Raw genomic sequence first — 14,663 nt, 5'->3', positions numbered from 1 at the left:
CAGTGGCGGCTACCTGCCGCCCCCCAACGAGTGCACATAGACCGTCAGCGCCTTGATGGTGACCGGGTCGAGCCGACCGACCCAGGCCGGCATGACGCCGGTGCGGCCATTGGTGATGGTCTCGACCAGCGTCTCCTCGTCGGAGCCGTAGAGCCAGATCTGATCCGTCAGGTTCGGCGCACCGAGCTCCGGGTTGCCCTTGCCGCTGTCACCATGGCAGCTGGTGCAGTTCTCGGTGAATATCTTCTTTCCGGCAGCGGGGTCGAACTTCGGCATGGTGGAAAGACCGGAAAGCGAGCGCACGTAGTTGGCGACGGTCACGATCTCGTCCTTCTTGAGGACACCGTCGCGGCCGAACGCCAGCATCTGCCCTTCATGGGTCTTTGCGTGTCCGGAACGTGCGCCGAACTGGATAGTCTGCATGATCTGGTCAAGCGAGCCGCCCCACAGCCAGTCGTCGTCGTTCAGATTCGGATAACCCTTCGCGCCGGCGCCGCCGCTGCCGTGGCACGGCGCACAATTGTCGGCGAACACGGTCTTGCCGCGGGCACGAGCCAGCGCCAGCAGGGCCGGATCCTTCTCGATGTCGGCCAGCGACGCGTTGCCGAGCACCGCCATCTTCTCGCCGCGCAGCTTCTCGAGATCGGCAAGGTCGGTCGCGACACTGGCGCGGGTGGAATACTGGAACAGACCGGTGGTGTAGCCTGAGACCAGCGGCCAGGCCGGATAGACGACCCAGTAACCGATCGCCCAGATGATCGTTGCATAGAATGTCAGGACCCACCACCGCGGCAGCGGAGTATTCAGTTCCTTGATGCCATCCCACTCATGACCGGTCGTGCTGCGGCCGGAAACGCGGTCGATCTCATTGTGCTCGCTCATGATCGGTCAGTCCTCCCGCAGCGGCATCCGGGCTGCAGCATCGAAGAGAGATTTGTTGCGGGGCCAAAGCGCGTAGACGACGATGGCGATGAAGATCCCGACAAAGACCGGGGTCCAAAGTGTACCGACCAGGCTCGACGCAAAATTCTCGACTTGAATGATCGCTTTCATGCTCGTGCCCTCAGCGCAGATTGGCTTTTTCGTTGTAGAGTTTGAAGTCGACGAGCGTGCCGAGCATCTGCAAATAGGCGATCAGCGCGTCGAGTTCGGTCGGATTGCCGGCCTTGCCGTCGAAGTTGCGGACCACCGCCTTCGGATAGCGCTTCTGGAACGCGTCGGAGCCGGGGTTGTCGGGGTCGACCTGCGCCTTGAGATCGGCGGCCGCGTTGGCGATCTGCTCGTCGGTATAGGGTACGCCGACCGCGCGATTCGTGCGTAGATGGGCGGCGGCGTCCGATGGGTCGAGCTCCGTCCTGGCGAGCGCCGGGTATCCGGGCATCACCGATTGCGGGACGATCGAGCGTGGATTGATCAGGTGCGTGACGTGCCAGTCGTCGGAGTACTTACCGCCGACGCGCGCAAGGTCTGGTCCGGTGCGCTTGGAGCCCCACTGGAACGGATGGTCATACATGCTCTCGGCGGCCAGCGAGTAGTGGCCGTAGCGCTCGACCTCGTCGCGCAGCGGGCGGATCATCTGCGAGTGGCAGAGATAGCAGCCCTCGCGGACATAGATGTTGCGGCCTGCAAGTTCGAGCGGCGTATAGGGCCGCACACCGTCGACCGCCTCGATCGTGCTCTTCAGGTAGAACAGCGGCGTGATCTCGACCAGTCCGCCGATCGCAATGACGACGAGGATGCCGACGATCAGGATGATCGAGTTCTTCTCAAAGATCTTGTGTCTGTTCCAGAGAGACATATCGTGACCTATTCGGCAAGCTGGAGAGCACCGGCGCCCTCGGTTTCGCTGGCTTGGCCGGCGTTAACCGTCATCCAGAGGTTGAAGGCCATGATCAGGGCGCCGACCAGGAACAGCGCGCCGCCGGCCGCGCGGATGATGTAGAAGGGATGCATGGCCTCGACGGACTCGATGAAGGAGTATTCGAGGAAGCCGAGCGAGGTGTAGGCACGCCACATCAGGCCCTGCAGGATCCCCGACACCCACATCGCGGAAATGTAGAGCACGATGCCGATCGTCGCGATCCAGAAGTGCCAGTTGACGAGCTTCAGACTGTAGAGCTGGCGATTCCACAGCCACGGGACGAGGCAGTACAGTGCGCCGAACGAGACGAAGCCGACCCAGCCCAATGCACCGGAATGCACATGGCCGATGGTCCAGTCGGTATAGTGGCTCAGCGAATTGACCACCTTGATCGACATCATCGGGCCTTCGAAGGTCGACATGCCGTAGAAGGCGACCGACACCACCATCATGCGCAGCACCGGGTCAGTGCGCAGCTTGTCCCAAGCTCCCGACAGCGTCATCAGGCCGTTGATCATACCGCCCCAGGACGGCATCCAGAGCATGATCGAGAACGTCATGCCGAGCGTCTGCGCCCAGTCGGGCAGCGCCGTGTAGTGCAGGTGATGCGGGCCGGCCCAGATATAGAGGAAGATCAGTGCCCAGAAATGGATGATCGAAAGCCGGTAGGAATAGATCGGACGCTCCGCCCGCTTCGGGATGAAGTAGTACATGATCGCCAGGAAGCCGGCGGTCAGAAAGAAACCGACCGCATTGTGGCCGTACCACCACTGGAACATCGCATCCTGCACACCGCCCCAGGCGATGTAGGACTTCGAGCCGAGGAAAGAGACCGGCAGCGCGGGGTTATTGCCGAGATGGAGCACCGCAATCGTGATGATGAACGCCAGGTAGAACCAGTTGGCGACGAAGATATGCGGCTCCTTGCGCTTCACCAGCGTCATCAGGAACACGAGCAGATACGTCACCCAGACGATCGTCAGCCAGAGGTCGGCGTACCATTCCGGCTCGGCGTATTCCTTCGACTGGGTGACTCCGAGCAGGTAGCCCGTGCCGGCGATCAGGATGAAGAAGTTGTAGCCGACCACGACGAACCAGGGCGACAGGTCGCCTGCAAGGCGCGTGCGGCAGGTCTTCTGCACGACATAGAACGACGTTGCGATCAGGACGTTGCCGCCGAACGCGAAGATCACGGCCGACGTATGCAGCGGCCGCAGGCGACCGAACGTCGTCCAGGGCAGATCGAAGTTAAGCGCCGGCCAGGCCAGCTGCATGGCGATGATCAAACCCACCGTGAAACCCGCGATGCCCCAGAACATCGCCATGGCCGAGGCGAACTTGATCGGGCCGAGATTGTAATTGGGGCGCCCGCCGATCTCCGCCGGAGGCAGTTGCGCCGGACGGGCAAGGTAGCGATTGCCGATCATGATCACGGAGATCAGGCTGACGGCGCAAGCAAGCGACGCGTGAAAGCTGAACGCCGCATCGTGCCCCATCGCCGCGCCGAGAAAGCTGACGAAGGCAGAAGCTGCGAGTACCGACACCAAGCCGGCTTCGCCCATCGTCATCGACTTTGAAACGGAAGATGGACCTGTCATGTGGAGGCTTTCTTTGGGTGCGATGAGGTCATGAAAATCACACTCTCGCTGCCAGCCGTTTGATCGGCATCAATTCCTGCGCCATGCCGCGTGCCGCTGGCGCCGCGGCCCAGCGCGGCCAGGGTCAGTTCGTTCGGACAATATCTTGCCGGACTCGCCCGCCGCTCCCGCGCGAGATCCGCGGCACAACGTGCCTTCTCACGGCATAGACCGCACACTCGCTGCAGATCACGCAACACATCGCAATAGGAAGAGGTGAGCATCTGCTCGGACAGACCTGCATGCTCAAGACGCTTGCTCAGCAACTCCGGCGAGCCTCGCTCACGGGCGAGCGCACGAAGGTCCGACGTCGAGAGATTTAGCTCATGCGCGATCTCGTCGACCTCCCGATCGGTCATCAGATCGAATTCGCGGCATCGAGACAGAAACGCACGCAAGCGACCGATGAGACTCTCGAACTGCGGCGAGCTATTGCCAGCTGATCGATCGGTCATTTCTCATACCCCCCTTTTGGCTCGCCACCTTTAGCTAAGGAAGCTGATTTCCGATTTGATCTTGGTCAAACGCGATGCCGCGGCAGTCGACCGCGATCGCCGCCCAAAAATCGTCAACCGCCCCAGGCTGATGGCAAAGCCGGCGGTGTCCGAAGCTCCATGGAATCGGCAAAGATCGTCCAGTCTCGGACACCCTTCTGTCTGCAGAAGTCGGCCTCGGCCAACTGTGCAGCCGTGGAAAGCGAGGCGGCGTCGACCTTGAACGCTGCCTGGCAGGCGCGATGTTCATGGCCGGTGTCGTCGCAAACGGTCTTGATGAAACGAACGTCAAATGATGGCATGGCACCCTCGCATGGGCTGGTTGGTTATTGTTCACGCTGCCATGAGTGCGCGATGCCGGTATTGATCTTTCGCAAGAATGTCGTGCAGGAGCAGATGTCGTATCTGTGGAGGATAGCGAATGCGAGCAGGGCCATCAGCGATCCCGACCACAACGTCCATGAGCCGCGCACGTATCGTGACGCGCAGCTCACGAGATCCGCAAACAGGGCCGGACGGGAGCTGCTATTTGCGGTGAGATTTCCGGTCTGCGGATGACGGCCGAACTGCTGTTGTTGACATCGTCTTGCCGTTGACGGTCCAACCGGAGGCAACGATCGCGAAGCCGACGATCAGGCAGATCGCAAGTAACGTTACGGCGAATCCCACGACTTCTGCGCTGACCACTGCGGTTGCGATCAACGGGAACACCAGGATTGCGGGACGAGCGATCATCCTGCCATCTCCTTCGTAGCTTTCGCGGCAGCCGCTCGTTCGTCCTCCGCGGATTGGATATAGAAGCCGGAATAGGTTTCGACGTAGCACAGGTGATCGTGCACTTCCTTGACGCCGGCGACATTCTCCGCGGCGACAATCGCCGCCTGCCTCGCCCGCTCATCCATGATGACTCCGCGGAGATGCACCACGCCGTTGCGCACCGAGACTTGCAGCCCGAGCGGGCACCAGTTTGCACCATCGAGTGCCCGCACGATGCGATCGTGGATGTGGGTGTCATCCGCCGTGGGATCCGGAATCTGGTGCGCGATGGACGCTACTGCCCGCAGCAGGTCCGCGCGGGTCACGAGGCCAACGAGTTGCCCGTCGCGCATCACCGGCAGCCGCTTGACGCCCTTCTTCTCCATGAGATCGACCAGATCAGGCAAGGGCGTTTCTTCCGTCACGGTGACGGGATCGCACGACATGATCTCTCCGACCTTTCGGCCGCGCTCGTGGACGAAGTCCGCGGCTGCATAGCCGGAGCCGAGAAGGAACTGAAACCAGCGGCCGCGCCGGCGTTGTGTGCCGATCTCGCTTCGCCGCAAAAAGTCGCTCTCCGAGAGGATGCCGACCAGCCTTCCAGCCGCATCGACCACCGGCAGGCCACTGATATGGTGATCCATCATCAGCTTCGCAGCATCGAGAATGGATGCCTCGGTTCCGACAGTGATGACGTGTCTCGCCATGATCTGATGTGCGCGCATTGCTGGTCTCCTTCCATCGCCTACCACCAAGGTCACACGCAATCGGCTCATCTGCTTTGATCTCCCTCAACGCCTGCGCTTGACGGAAATCAAGGCGACGCGACCGATGATCGACGATGCTGACGCCCTGTCAGGAGATCACATTCATGTTGCAGAACCTGCTTGCCTCGATGGGAGTGCTGGCGATTGTCGTTGTGACGTTCGCCTGGATGCGCCTGCCGCCAAGGCGGCCGCTAAGGCAGCCCGCCAGGTCAGGCACCCACCGGCTCCGTCGGCGCCGACCGTTCTAGGCCGCCGCCCCGATCCGACCACCCGGGCGGAATTTTGACCTGCATCAAACCGGAGCGCCGCGCCGCCGCTAAGGATGCTCATCCGTCAGGATCGTGCAAATGGCAGACATAAGGGCTTGGCGCCCTATCATCTTCTCGTGTCCAAATACCGGCGATCGGGTTCAAGGCTTGCTACCCGCCGACGCATCCGAGCCGCTGGCTGGCGAGCTGCACTCGATCACCTGCGCTGCCTGCGACAGCGTCCACTTCATCAATCTGCGTACCGGTGCCGTCGTCAGTCCCAAGCGCAGCTAGCCTGGTCGCGACAACCAGCGCGGGCCGGAAGCCACCATCAAGTTGACGCGCGTCAACGCGCAGGCGCGGCCGGCATGAGAAACAGTACTTCCCTCAACGAAGGATGTTGGACATGACAGACCATAGCGAAGCCCGTCCCGTCTCCGACGCCATCCAGAGCTACGCGAAGCGGGCAATGGCGGTCCAGTCGGAATTCTCGGAAAAACTGATCGAGGCAAACCAGCACTGGTTCGAGCAGATCCAGATCGAATCGAACGAAGCCTGGGAGCTTTTCCGCAGGTTCAATTCCACCGCCTCGGTGGCCGAGAAGATCACTGCTCTGCAGGACTGGGCCAAAGGCGTCACCGCGCGCGGGGCGAACGACGCGACGTACGCGATCGAGACCGCACGTTCGCTGGGCACGATCGAGCTGAACCTGCTCGCACGAAAGACCCGCAGTGTCGACGAGGCCGCTCAGAAGGCTGCCTGACGTGCCAGCACGCGACGCTCCCGAACGCCCTGAGGCAGGCGTCAGCGCGATATGGGAGGGGGTCGCGACGGCCCCCTTCGGTCGAGATCTCGAACTCGCCGTGATCGAGGGCAACGCCATTCACAAGCTCGTCTTTCCATGCCGCCGCATCCCGGGCGGTTGGGCAAAGGCGGAGACCGCCGAACGCATCATGGTGCAGCCGACGCATTGGCGTGCCTGGGTCAGATAGACCTGTCCCCCGCCGCCGTGGCCGGCTCGTGCCGAGCGGCCGGTGGCTTCGGCCGTCCGAACGTTGTAGTATCGATTCAACTGAGGGCTTCGCCGGGGAAATATGTCCGATCGCATCTGGTACCGCTATGGCACTGCCGTGGCAGCGGCCGCGCTCGTATTCGCGGTGCGCGCGGGGCTTGATAGTTATTTCGAAGACCGGACCTTCACGATCATCTATGTGCCCGCCGTGCTGTTTGCCGCTTTCGCCGGAGGTCGCGGCCCAGCAATCGTCACCACCCTGCTCTGCCTCGTCATCAGCGTCAAATTCCTCGGGACAAGCCTGGTTACTGAACCTGCGAATCTGATGGATATCGCTTGCTTTGCGATCCTCGGCCCGATCCTCGGCTTCATGGGCGACCGGCTCTTGAGGGAAAGCGATCAGGCGCGAAATCGCCAGGCCCACCTACAGTCGATCCTCGACACGGTCCCCGACGCCATGATCGTCATCGACGACCACGGTATTATTCGTTCCTTCAGCGCAGCGGCCGAGCGGCTGTTTGGCTGGAGACCGGACGAGGTCGTCGGCAGGAACGTCTCGAAGCTGATGCCCCAGCCATATCGCGGCGAGCACGATCGGTACCTCGAACGCTACCTTACGACTGGCGAACGGCGCATAATCGGCATCGGCCGCATCGTGGTTGGAGAACGCAGCGACGGCTCGACCTTTCCGATGGAACTCGCCGTCGGCGAAGCCAAGGTAGGTGGAGAACGCTTTTTCACCGGCTTTATCCGCGATCTCACCGAGCGTCGAGCGCAGGAGCGGCGGCTTCAGGAGCTGCAGTCCGAGCTGGTTCATGTGTCGCGGCTGACCGCCATGGGCGAAATGGCGTCCTCTATCGCCCATGAGATCAATCAGCCACTATCCGCCATTACCAACTATATGCGCGGCGCGAGCCGGCTGCTGACGCCGGAGACACCGGACGCGACGCGAATTCGTGACGCGCTCGAGCGAGCCGCACAGCAAGCGCTGCGAGCCGGCGACATCATCAAGCGTTTGCGCGAATTCGTTGCCAAAGGCGAGACCCAACACTCCCTGGAGAGTCCCGCCAGCCTGCTCGAAGAGGCCGTCGCACTAGCGCTGCTCGGCGCCAAGGAGCAGGGAGTCAGGTTCGCGATCCGCAGCGACCGGGATATGCCCTCGATCATCGTCGACAAGATCCAGATTCAGCAGGTCGTGCTCAACCTGGTTCGCAATGCGATCGAGGCGATGGCCTCCAGCCCGCGCCGCGAATTGACCGTCGGCGTCACCAAGACTAACGGTGTAGCGACGTTCACCATTGCCGATACCGGTCCGGGCATCAGCCCTGACATCGCCGAACGCCTGTTTCAGCCCTTTATCACGACAAAGGAGCATGGCATGGGCGTCGGCCTCTCGATCTGCCGGACCATCATCGAATCCCATGGTGGACGCATCGAGGTGATGCCAAACGCCGGAGGCGGCACAGTTTTTCAGTTCATCCTCCCGTTCGCGGAGGACGGAGAAGAAGCATGACGACGCGGCGTACAATTCTTGTCATCGACGACGATCCCGCGATGCGGGACTCACTGGCATTCCTGCTCGATGTCAACGGCTTTGCCGTAACGACTTATGAGACGGCAACCAGTTTTCTCGATCATCTCAAGAGCAGCACGGTCGACTGCATCGTATGCGACATACGCATGCCCGGCATGAGCGGCCTCGAACTGGTCCGCAAACTCAAGGCTGACGCAGCGGCATGCCCCGTCATTCTGATGACTGGCCATGGTGACGTCGCACTTGCGGTCGAGGCGATGAAGGCTGGCGCGGTTGACTTCATCGAAAAGCCGTTCGAGGACGAAGCGCTGTTGCGTGCGATCCGCGAGGCCCTGCAAACACAGTCAGCAGTACCGGCCGACGAAACGGTCAAGCGCGACGCTGAAGCTCGTCTGGTGGACCTCTCGCCGCGCGAACGTGATGTCTTGCGAGGGCTCGTGGCGGGCAAGATCAACAAGGTGATTGCCCATGACCTTGGCATCAGCCCGCGTACGGTCGAGGTTTACCGAGCGAACCTGATGGCCAAGACCAATGCGCGCAGCATGTCCGAGCTGATGCGGATCGCGATCGCTGCCGGGCTCTAGCCTTAAGCTGCTGCCGAATGCGCGCACTCGCTCGAGAGTACCGCAGCCAACTTTTGCTCGGTTTCCGCCGACAGATTCAGGTTAATCAATACCGCGCCGGGATCCATACGCGCGACGACACCGCCAAGTCGGAACGAGAGCCCATCAATCGCCAGTTCGACGGGCTCGCCTGTCGCTGCGTCCGGCAATGCGCACTCGATCGATACCGCCTCCATCGACACGTCGCGGACCTTGATATCCTTCGTCTCGCTGCGCCAAACCAAGGTACCGGATCGTCGAAGCGCAACGCGTGACGAGCGCCGACGATCAACATCGGTGGTCGACGTACGAATGACACGGATAAGCGTCGTGCGCAGTTCGGCCACTTTCTCGGCAATTGCCGTTGATCCGTCGTGCATCTCCGACGCCCGTCTGCCGGTTTCAACCGCTTCGGCAGACACCGAGGCGATTTGAGACGCCACCTCGCGGGCAGCGTGCGAGGTCTCTTCGACCGTCCGCGAGATATCGGCCGTGACGACGTTTTGCTCCTCGACCGCGGCGGAGATCGCGGCTGATACGACGCTGCGAATGACCTCACCAATGGTGCCCATGGACGCAACCGAGGCATGTGTCGCCTCCTGGATCTCGGTGATCTGATGCGCAATCTCGTTTGTTGCTCTCGCGGTCTGTTCGGCCAGCGACTTCACCTCGACCGCAACGACTGCGAAACCGCGACCAGCAGTTCCGGCCCGGGCGGCTTCGATCGTCGCGTTCAATGCCAGGAGGTTTGTCTGGGCGGCAATTTCGCTGATCAGGCTCGTCACAGTTCCAACCTTCGAAGCAGCCTCCGACAGCTTGACGATTGTCGCCTGGGCCTGTGTCGATGCCGTCACAGCCTCCAGTGTCAACGAACGCGACGCTCCCACTTGATCGACGATCTGCGATATCGAAGTAGCCAGCTGGGAGGATGCTCTTGCGACCGTCTGGGCGTTGGCGAGCGCCTCCTCGGCAGCGGCCGCAACGCTACTGCTGTTTCTCTCCAGCGTCAGCGCCGTATCCCTCATCATGGACGCGTTTCTTGCCATGCGATCCGTGCCGGAGGCAACTTCGCCGACAGCGACCTTGGTGGCATTTTCGACGTTCGCCGCCATTTGCTGCAACGCCGATGCCCTGGCTTCCTCGGTAGCGCGCCGCCTCTCCTCGTCTTGCCTGACCTCGTCACGCACCTTCTCGGCAGCTCTGACCCTGAACTGTTCGATTGAGCGGGCCATGTCGCCCAGTTCGTCGGACCGCTCGAGCCCCGGGAGCTTCATGTCGAAATCACCGCCGCTCAAGCGGTTGAGAGCACTGGTCATTGTCACCAGAGCCCCCGATATCCGTCGCGCAAGCAGTAGTGTTATCAGCCCGACGGACATCACGATCGCAGCTGCAACAATGATGATGCTTCGTACCCGCTCCCAGACCTGCGCCTGGAGATCGTCCACATACACGCCTGTCCCGATGACCCAGTTCCACGGTTGAAAGCCCGCGACAAACGATAGCTTCGGTTGCGGCGTATCCAGTCCCGGCTTTGGCCATTGATAGTCGACAAACCCCTCGCCGTTTCGCTTCACGATCTCGGCAAATTCGACAAAGAGCTGCTTGCCGGTTGGATCCCTGATGTCACGCAAATCCTTGCCGTCGAGCTCCGGCTTGATCGGATGCTTGATCATCGCGGGACCGAGATCGTTGATTCAGAAATAATCCCTGTTGCCAAATCTCAGCGCGCCGATTCTGGCTGCTGCATTGCGGCGTCATGCTCCTCCTGCGCAATGCCAAGAGCCAATTGGGTAAGGTGCTTCAACTCGCTCTGCCGCTGCCCGCGCAAAGCATCTGCCAGATTGCTTGTCTGGATAGCCGCCAGCCCGGTCAACCCACAAAAGCTCAGCCCGACAATTGCGTAGATGCGCTGCGCCAGAGAGATCCTGAAATTCATCGCTCTTCACCAACCGATCTACCGCAAACGGGTTGCCCGATCTGACCTGGGCATGGGCAAGTCAATATCGGCCGCCTGGGCCGGTGCGGACTATTGGGCCGCGAGATTTAACTCACGTAAAATCCCCTATCGGAATTCTGCAGCAGGGCTCATTTTTCGCATGGCGACGGCCAGGACGATCTGTCGTCAATCCGATGAAATGTTGCGCCTCGGCGAATGGTGCCGCCCGCAATGTGGACCGACATCAATCGCCGATCAGCGCTCGCGCATGCTGTCGCGTGACCGCAAGGCGACCGAGTAGTTGGTCGTGCTGCTGCTGCAGCTTCGTTCTGGCCTCTCCGGCCGGACACACGGCGACCAAGCCGCTGATCTGGAGCAGTTGCAGTTCGAGCATCAACAACACTTGACGGAAGGAATGGCGAACGTCCGCTCTCGACGCCACCTCTCCGTGGTTCGCCCGACGCGATTCCGGAAAGTGCACGAGGTTTCCCATCACCCTGGCCAGCCCATCTTCGAGAGGAGGAAGCTCAATGGCAAGCAAGCTCCCTTTCGACCATCAACAGCAAACGAGATGCGCCTATTCCGCCTTGATCCGGATCAAACGAAATGAGCTGAGGCAGATCAAGATGCTGTCGCCATAAGGCTTTGCCGGGTGACGTCGACCGAACGAGAAAGGGGCATCAATGGACGGGATCACGCATTTCATTGCCCTGCCGTACGACCGGACCGATGGCGGGCTCGTTCCGGGCCAGCAGGCCAAGTGCGCCAGCCCTGCAGCGGCGATAGAGCATGCCAAGCACTTATGGAAGACATTCGGCCACGCTGGTGCCGCAGCTATCGTCCGTACCGGCCATCCGGAGATGAGAACCACCGTGCTGAGGACATATGGAATGGTGCCAAACGACCTGGAGCAAGAACCATCCGCTCTCCATTTGAGGTGAGGAGCAATCTGCGATTCCTTGCGCTGGCTCAAATCGCCGCGGGCCGCCGCATGCTTACATTAAGAATGAGTACCCCATACTCCCGTGTTAATGCCCGGCTCGCTTTTGCCGGGCATCTTTTTGTCCTGCCGCGTGGGCTGACGACAGAGCAAAGGCAGGTGACGGATGTTGTCCACGACAGCGGAGCGCCGCGCCAGCGCAGGCATGCTCACGAAGCAAAACTCACCGGAACTCCTGGAGCGCGAGCTAAACTGACCTCGCGGGGGTCCGGTTCCGTTTCCGACATCGACTTTCCGTTCCTTGAACGTCCCGTGTGGGCGGACGTTCAAGGAATGCGGCCGTTGGGGCCCGAATTGGCATGCGTCTTTGAGTTGGCTCAAGCCATTCCCGTCATATTCGCCCTCTAACGTGGAACCGATAGCGGCGTCCGAGGTCATCTTCGAATCCCGGGAGAGCGACATGCAATCTGCGACCCGTCCAAACGAGCAAGCACGCATGGATGATCTTGAACTGCTCGACCGTTATTGGCGAGCCGCCAATTACCTCTCCGTTGGGCAGATCTATCTGCTTGCGAATCCCCTCCTGAAAGAGCCGCTGAAGCCAGAGCATATCAAGCCGCGCCTGCTCGGGCATTGGGGTACCACGCCCGGGCTCAATTTCATCTATGCCCATCTCAATCGCGCAATCCGCGCTTCCGACCTCAACGTCATCTATATTTGCGGTCCCGGTCATGGTGGTCCCGGCATGGTTGCGAACACCTATCTCGAAGGCACCTACACCGAAATCTATCCGGAGGTGACGCGCGATGCGGACGGCTTGCGCAAGCTGTTCCGCCAGTTCTCCTTCCCCGGCGGCATTCCAAGCCACGCGGCGCCGGAGACGCCCGGCTCGATCCACGAAGGCGGCGAGCTCGGCTATGCACTGGTTCACGCGTATGGCGCAGTGTTCGACAACCCCGATTTGGTTGCCGTTTGCGTCGTCGGCGACGGCGAGGCGGAGACCGGTCCGCTCGCGGCGTCCTGGCATTCCAACAAGTTCTTGAACCCGGTACATGACGGCGCAGTGCTGCCAATCCTGCACCTCAATGGCTACAAAATTGCCAATCCCACCGTGCTTGGGCGGATGGATGATGAGGAAGTCCGTAGCCTCTTCATCGGCTACGGCTACGAGCCGCTGTTCGTCGAAGGCGAAGATCCGCATGCCATGCATCGGTTGATGGCCGACACGCTCGACACCGCGCTCGCCGGCATCCGCTCGATCCAGCAAGCCGCACGCCAGCAGACCGGCGGCCTTAAGCGACCGCGATGGCCGATGATCGTGCTGCGCAGCCCGAAGGGCTGGACCGGACCGAAGGAAGTCGACGGGCTGAAGGTCGAAGGCTTCTGGCGTGCACATCAGGTTCCGATCGCCAACCCGCGCGGCAACCCCGAGCATCTGAAACTGCTCGAACATTGGATGAGCACCTACGAGCCCGACAAGCTGTTCGATTCGAACGGCCGGCTCGTACCTGAATTGCAAGCCCTTGCGCCCGCAGGCGACCGTCGGATGGGGGCGAACCCGCACGCCAACGGGGGCCTCCTGAAGCGGGAATTGAAGCTGCCGGATTTCCATGCGCATGCGGTCGAGGTCACCGCTCCGGGTGACGCCGTCGCCGAAGCCACGCGAGAACTCGGCAAATTCTTGCGCGAGGTCGTAGAGCTGAATGCGGAGGCCCGCAATTTCCGCATCATGGGTCCGGACGAAACCGCATCCAACCGGCTCGACGCGGTCTTCGAGGCCACCGACCGGGTCTGGATGGAGGGCATCGAGCCCTATGACGTCCATCTGGCTCATGACGGGCGAGTGATGGAGGTCCTAAGCGAGCATCTCTGCCAGGGCTGGCTCGAGGGCTACCTGCTTACCGGCCGCCACGGCTTCTTCTCCTGCTATGAGGCCTTCATCCACATCGTGGATTCAATGTTCAACCAGCATGCCAAATGGCTGAAGGTCTCGCGCGCGCTGCCCTGGCGGCGGCCGATCGCGTCGTTGAACTATCTCCTCACCTCGCATGTCTGGCGTCAGGACCACAATGGATTCAGTCATCAGGATCCCGGCTTCGTCGATCTCGTCACCAACAAGAAGGCCGACATCGTCCGCGTCTACTTCCCGCCTGATGCGAACACCCTGCTCTGGGTCGCGGACCACTGCCTGCGCACCTATGACCGCATCAATGTGATTGTCGCCGGCAAACAACCCGCGCCGCAATGGCTCTCGATGCGCGATGCGATCACCCATTGCGAGGCGGGCATCGGCATCTGGAAATGGGCCGGCACCGAAACAGTCAACGCCGAGCCGGACGTGGTGATGGCCTGCGCGGGCGACGTTCCGACGCTGGAGACGCTCGCCGCCGTCGATCTGCTCCGCAAGGCGCTGCCGCAGTTGAAGATCCGCGTCGTCAACGTGGTCGACCTGATGACGCTGCAGCCGACGGAGCAGCATCCGCACGGCCTGTCCGACCGCGACTTCGACAGCCTGTTCACCCGCGACAAGCCCGTCATCTTCGCCTATCACGGCTATCCCTACCTGATCCATCGCCTGACCTACAGCCGCACCAATCATGATGGAATGCACGTGCGGGGCTTTGCGGAGGAAGGCACCACCACGACGCCGTTCGACATGGTGGTGTTGAACGGCCTCGACCGCTTCCATCTCGCCATCGAAGCAATCGAACGCGTGCCGGGGCTCGACATCGCGGCCGCCCACGTCAAGCAGCAGTTCCGTGACGCCCTGATCGAGCATACGCGCTACGTGCGCGAGCATGGCGAGGACATGCCTCAAATCCGTGACTGGGTCTGGCCCTACGGCGCGACAGGTCACAAATCCGTTGACTGAGGCA

15 protein-coding genes are annotated in these 14,663 nt (G+C 61.4%); 4 read left to right on the top strand and 11 right to left on the bottom strand.

Going from position 1 to position 14,663, the window contains the following annotated elements; translation table 11 throughout:
* Positions 1-9: 9 nt before the first annotated feature.
* The 8 genes from ccoP to ACVW1C_RS21665 form a co-directional block, all read right to left on the bottom strand.
* The gene (gene ccoP, locus ACVW1C_RS21700; RefSeq protein ID WP_456760151.1) at positions 10-882 is read right to left on the bottom strand and encodes a cytochrome-c oxidase, cbb3-type subunit III; all 873 of its coding nucleotides are present in this window, start codon (positions 880-882) and stop codon (positions 10-12) included.
* 6 nt (positions 883-888) lie between these two features.
* On the bottom strand, positions 889-1,053 hold the full coding sequence (locus tag ACVW1C_RS21695) for a cbb3-type cytochrome c oxidase subunit 3 (protein ID WP_050402627.1): 165 nt from the start codon (positions 1,051-1,053) through the stop codon (positions 889-891).
* A 10-nt stretch (positions 1,054-1,063) separates the two neighbouring features.
* Positions 1,064-1,798: a cytochrome-c oxidase, cbb3-type subunit II gene (gene ccoO / locus ACVW1C_RS21690; protein WP_456760150.1), complete on the bottom strand. Its 735-nt coding sequence runs from the start codon at positions 1,796-1,798 to the stop codon at positions 1,064-1,066.
* Between the two features lie 8 nt (positions 1,799-1,806).
* On the bottom strand, positions 1,807-3,429 hold the full coding sequence (gene ccoN, locus ACVW1C_RS21685; protein ID WP_456763136.1) for a cytochrome-c oxidase, cbb3-type subunit I: 1,623 nt from the start codon (positions 3,427-3,429) through the stop codon (positions 1,807-1,809).
* Positions 3,430-3,455: 26 nt separating this feature from the next.
* Positions 3,456-3,953, bottom strand: coding sequence for a hypothetical protein (locus ACVW1C_RS21680; RefSeq protein ID WP_456760149.1), 498 nt, complete (start codon positions 3,951-3,953; stop codon positions 3,456-3,458).
* Between the two features lie 113 nt (positions 3,954-4,066).
* Positions 4,067-4,294: a hypothetical protein gene (locus ACVW1C_RS21675; protein WP_106320070.1), complete on the bottom strand. Its 228-nt coding sequence runs from the start codon at positions 4,292-4,294 to the stop codon at positions 4,067-4,069.
* 223 nt (positions 4,295-4,517) lie between these two features.
* Positions 4,518-4,727, bottom strand: coding sequence for a hypothetical protein (locus ACVW1C_RS21670; RefSeq protein ID WP_456760148.1), 210 nt, complete (start codon positions 4,725-4,727; stop codon positions 4,518-4,520).
* Positions 4,724-5,473, bottom strand: coding sequence for a CBS domain-containing protein (locus ACVW1C_RS21665; RefSeq protein ID WP_456760147.1), 750 nt, complete (start codon positions 5,471-5,473; stop codon positions 4,724-4,726). Before ACVW1C_RS21665 ends, ACVW1C_RS21670 begins: the two co-directional genes overlap by 4 nt.
* A 696-nt stretch (positions 5,474-6,169) precedes the next feature.
* Between ACVW1C_RS21665 and ACVW1C_RS21660 the strand changes: the two genes are divergently transcribed.
* The 3 genes from ACVW1C_RS21660 to fixJ all read left to right on the top strand — a co-directional run bounded on the left by ACVW1C_RS21660 (position 6,170) and on the right by fixJ (position 8,893).
* A complete protein-coding gene (locus ACVW1C_RS21660) occupies positions 6,170-6,526 on the top strand; it encodes a hypothetical protein (RefSeq protein WP_456760146.1) in 357 nt (118 codons plus the stop codon).
* A gap of 331 nt (positions 6,527-6,857) precedes the next feature.
* Positions 6,858-8,288 (top strand): PAS domain S-box protein, encoded by a 1,431-nt coding sequence (locus ACVW1C_RS21655; protein ID WP_456760145.1) that lies wholly within the window; start codon positions 6,858-6,860, stop codon positions 8,286-8,288.
* Positions 8,285-8,893, top strand: a complete 609-nt coding sequence (fixJ, locus tag ACVW1C_RS21650; RefSeq protein ID WP_456760144.1) for a response regulator FixJ — start codon at positions 8,285-8,287, stop codon at positions 8,891-8,893. The genes ACVW1C_RS21655 and fixJ overlap by 4 nt, the downstream gene beginning before the upstream one ends.
* Positions 8,894-8,895: 2 nt before the next feature.
* Here the strand turns inward: fixJ and ACVW1C_RS21645 are convergent, their stop codons facing one another.
* The 3 genes from ACVW1C_RS21645 to ACVW1C_RS21635 all read right to left on the bottom strand — a co-directional run bounded on the left by ACVW1C_RS21645 (position 8,896) and on the right by ACVW1C_RS21635 (position 11,388).
* Positions 8,896-10,584: a cache domain-containing protein gene (locus tag ACVW1C_RS21645; RefSeq protein WP_456760143.1), complete on the bottom strand. Its 1,689-nt coding sequence runs from the start codon at positions 10,582-10,584 to the stop codon at positions 8,896-8,898.
* Between the two features lie 47 nt (positions 10,585-10,631).
* The gene (locus ACVW1C_RS21640; protein ID WP_456760142.1) at positions 10,632-10,847 is read right to left on the bottom strand and encodes a hypothetical protein; all 216 of its coding nucleotides are present in this window, start codon (positions 10,845-10,847) and stop codon (positions 10,632-10,634) included.
* A gap of 244 nt (positions 10,848-11,091) precedes the next feature.
* Positions 11,092-11,388: a hypothetical protein gene (locus ACVW1C_RS21635; RefSeq protein ID WP_456760141.1), complete on the bottom strand. Its 297-nt coding sequence runs from the start codon at positions 11,386-11,388 to the stop codon at positions 11,092-11,094.
* A gap of 859 nt (positions 11,389-12,247) precedes the next feature.
* Between ACVW1C_RS21635 and ACVW1C_RS21630 the strand changes: the two genes are divergently transcribed.
* Positions 12,248-14,659 (top strand): phosphoketolase family protein, encoded by a 2,412-nt coding sequence (locus ACVW1C_RS21630; protein ID WP_456760140.1) that lies wholly within the window; start codon positions 12,248-12,250, stop codon positions 14,657-14,659.
* Positions 14,660-14,663 lie beyond the last annotated feature (4 nt).

The sequence above is a fragment of the Bradyrhizobium sp. USDA 4011 genome (assembly GCF_054063415.1).
The sequence above is the reverse complement of the archived record's forward strand: the minus strand, read 5'-3'. Positions and strand labels throughout refer to the sequence as shown.